The organism is Nonomuraea sp. NPDC003201, assembly GCF_053590415.1.
The window spans coordinates 1-3,521 of the sequence record NZ_JBSFTC010000589.1 but is presented as its reverse complement, the minus strand read 5'-3'; the positions used below and the strand labels follow the sequence as shown (position 1 = coordinate 3,521).

Here is a 3,521-nt window from a genome sequence, read left to right as displayed (position 1 = left end):
CGGGTCGGCCGCGGGCCGGCGCCGCCGCGCTGCTGGATGACGTGGGCCAGCTCGTGGGCGAGCAGGTGCCTGCCGTCGGGGGTGTGCGGCGCGAACCTGCCGGGGCCGAAGACGATCCGCTCCCCGACCGTGTACGCGCGGGCGCCCAGCTCGCGCGCCGATCTCCCGGCCGAGCCGTCGGAGTGCACCCTGACCTGGCTGAGGTCCTGCCCGAACCGCTGCTCCATGGCCGTCCGCGTCACCCGGTCCAGCGGCTCGCCCCTGCGCGCCAGCTCCCTGCGGGCCGCGGCGGGGACGGGCGCCGAGGCCCGCGCGGGTTCGGCGCGTCGGTCGCCGGCCGCCATGGTCACAGTCCGTGCGTGAGCGGCAGCGCGAACGACGTCCGCCAACCGGTGACCGCGTCGCCCTCGACGACGGCCAGCGGCGCGTAGTGGTAGGCCACGCCGTGCGGGCCGCGGCCCTGGGGATGGTGCCAGATGACGTCACCCAGCGTGCGGCGCGCGGGGAAGACCCAGTAGTCGCCCGTACGGTAGCGGTGCGGGTTGCCGCGCTCGCCGGTGAGGAAGCGCACCTCGACGCCCCGCTCCAGCGGGATCCACCCCGCGTCCTTCCTGGCCGCCTGCGCCTCGGTCACCGGGACGGCCCCGTCGGGGGACTTGCCGGGCGGCGTGTGGTCCCAGCGCCGCAGGTACGGGTGGCGGCGCCGGTCGATCGCGGGCGGCGGCGCGTCCAGGGTCACGGTCGACAGGTCCACGTCCACGTCGACCACCTGGCGCAGCGGCGCGGCCGGACGCGGCCAGCCCAGCTCGCGGCGCAGCGAGACGGCGTCGTCCACGGCCTCCACCCACTGGCCGACCTCCAGCGCGGTGTGCCGGTCGCGGCCCAGGCTGCTCACCTGGACCACGGGCCCGTCGCTCGCCAGGACCGGGTAGATCACCGAGCCGTTGTCCCGCGACCAGGCGAAGCTCGCCCCTTCCCGGGCGGTGCCGCCGCTGCGGATCTCCACCCGGTAGAGCTGGTTCTCCCCGGTGTATCCCGCGTCGGACGGCGCGGTGCACGGGTCGTCGTCGGCCTCGTGCGGGCGCGTGGCCCGTACCTGGAGCACTCCCCGGTGCTCCGCCGACTCGGCGGCGGCGATCCAGTCGGCGACCCAGGTCTCCACCGACACGTCGCCGGCCGGCACGGGCACGGCGCGCACCTGCCAGACCACCTGCGCGCGACTGCTGGTGTCGGGGTGGTGCGGGCCGAGCGCGGGCTCGTGCAGCGTGGGGTCCTCCACCTCGGTGACGTGCCGCTCCCAGACCTTCAGGTAGACCAGGTACCTGCCCTTGGGCAGCCGGTCGGCGCCCGCGACGTCCAGCACGGCGTGCGGCTGCTTGGCGTAGGTGGTCTCGGCCGGGTTCTCGACGCCGATGCCGTTCACGTAATAGCGGCCCGCCCCGATGGTGAAGTCCGCCACAGCCGGCTCGCTGATGGCGAAGCCCAGTCCGGGACCCGCCGGCCCGGCGTGGGGGCCCATCAGGTCGGCCAGCGCGCCGCGCAGCTGGTGCAGCAGGAGCGCGGTCTGCTCGTTGCGGTTGGCGTCCAGGCCGACCCTGCCCTGCAGGTCGAAGACCGCGGAGTAGCCGCGCTCCGGCGAGAAGGTGATGTTGGAGAAGTCTCCGTGCACAGCGGTCTCCCTAGGTGGCGTTGATGACGGCTGCATCGACACCGAGGGGGACGAACCCGTCCAGGTGGTCGACGAGGTTGGCGAGTCTGCGCGCCTCCAACAGGTCGTGAAAGGCGCCCATCTCGGCGCCGTCCTCCGCTCCTGTGCGGATGGCGTCGGCACAGGTCTCGTGCAGCCGGCAGTAGCCGGGCGTGCCGTACCTGACGCTGGTGAACCTGGGCCGCAGCCGGTTGTCCGAATCGGGCGGGCACCGGTAGCGGGGCGGGCCGCCGTGGCAGGCGTAGGAGACGTAGGAGTAGCGCGCGCAGCCGGCGTCGCGCCTGGCCACGTGCACGCAGCCGGTCACGATGCTGTCCTCGGCGAGCCTGAGCAGGTAGACGCGCACCTGGCCGAGCACGGTGCAGCGGCGCAGGGTCAGGTCGGCGTAGGCGTTCCTGGCGTCCACGCCCGTCACCGCGGCCAGCTCGCGGCCGGTCGCGTCGATGATCGAGTCGGACGCCTCGACGATGAGCGGCTCCCCCGCGGTCTCGTCCTGGTCGAGGAGGATCGTGCCGACGATCGACCGTTCGACGCGCAGGCGGGCGGTGGTGCGGCGCAGCTCGATCGACGGCTCCTCGCCGTGGCGGGGCTCGCACCGGTCGTCCAGCTCCCAGCCGGGCACGAGGGTGCAGTGCCTGATCGTCACCTCGCCCACCTGGCCGGTGATGTCGACGCTGCGGCCCGAGATCACGAGCCCGTCGAGGAGCAGGCGGGGGCGGCGCGCGGAGGGCGGCGGGCAGTCGGCGGCGCCGCCCGGCGGCGGGGTCTTGGAGCGGGCGCGCACCGAGAGCGCGTCGAACCTGTTGGCCCGCTGGTTGAGCAGCCTGATGACCGGCCGCTGGTACGGCGCCGCCCGCAGCTCCAGCCGGTCGTCCAGGTCCAGCTCGACGCAGAGCGCCTCGGTGTAGTCCGCCGAGTCGACGATCTCCACGAGCGCGTCGTGCAGCGACGGGTCGGCCTCCTTGTCCTCCTGCCACTGCCGCAGCGCGGCGGTGATCGAGCCGAACCCGTCACCGCCGACGACGTACCGGCGGCGCTCGCCGACGGGAGCGGTGGCCCTGGCGTAGGCGCCGCCGCCCATGCGCTCGCTGAAGCCGTAGCACCAGCTCACCCACACCCCCTCCTCCGGCGCCTCGTCCGGCGGGAAGGCGATCCTGCCCAGCACCGGGTCGACGACCACCTGGCCCGGCTGGGGCCGGTAGCGCCAGTCGCTCAGGTCGGCGCCGACGATCCGGCTCGCGGGGACGGGGTCGTCCAGGCTGTCGCGCCAGATCCGCAGGGCGCGGCCCGGGCCGTAGTACTCGGTCACGGCCGCGGCGAACTCCTCACGGCCGATCGGCTGCGGCAGGTCGGCGGGTCCCGACAGGTGGGCGGCCTTCGGCCCCGTCCCCTGCGGGGCGAACAGCTGGGTGTCGATGCCCAGCACGTTGACCAGGTAGCGGCTGTAGCGCTGGTCGACGCAGAACGCCGGGGCCCGGGTGACGGGGAAGGACAGCAGCCACCACACGTACAGCGCCAGGCTGGGGATGTTGGGCAGGCCCCGGGTCAGCTCGCTGTTGATCCGGCGCACGTCGGGCAGCCTGGGGGCGGTGTCGAAGGGCCCGCCGACGCGCTCGCAGGCGACGAGGTCGCGCACGTCGAAGGTGGCCGGCCGGTCCGGCCGCAGGTGCCGGAGGTGCTGGTCGCGCACCAGCATCCGGTACGTCTCCACCGCCCGCGCGGGCCTGTCCCGCACGATAATGAAGTCTTCCTGCCACTCACAGATGATCTTCACGATCGACGTGTCGGTGTGCAGGCTCAGGCGGTACGAGGC

The 3,521-nt window shown here is 74.2% G+C and carries 3 protein-coding genes; all 3 read right to left on the bottom strand.

What is annotated here, in order from left to right:
• Positions 1-344 (bottom strand): eCIS core domain-containing protein (locus ACWDX9_RS61210; RefSeq protein WP_449973099.1); only part of this gene is annotated, 344 nt, incomplete at its 3' end.
• Positions 345-346: 2 nt separating this feature from the next.
• Complete coding sequence (locus ACWDX9_RS61205; RefSeq protein WP_449973098.1) at positions 347-1,669, bottom strand: DUF6519 domain-containing protein; 1,323 nt, start codon at positions 1,667-1,669, stop codon at positions 347-349.
• Positions 1,670-1,679: 10 nt separating this feature from the next.
• The coding region (locus tag ACWDX9_RS61200) for a hypothetical protein (protein ID WP_449973097.1) at positions 1,680-3,521 on the bottom strand (1,842 nt) is incomplete at its 5' end.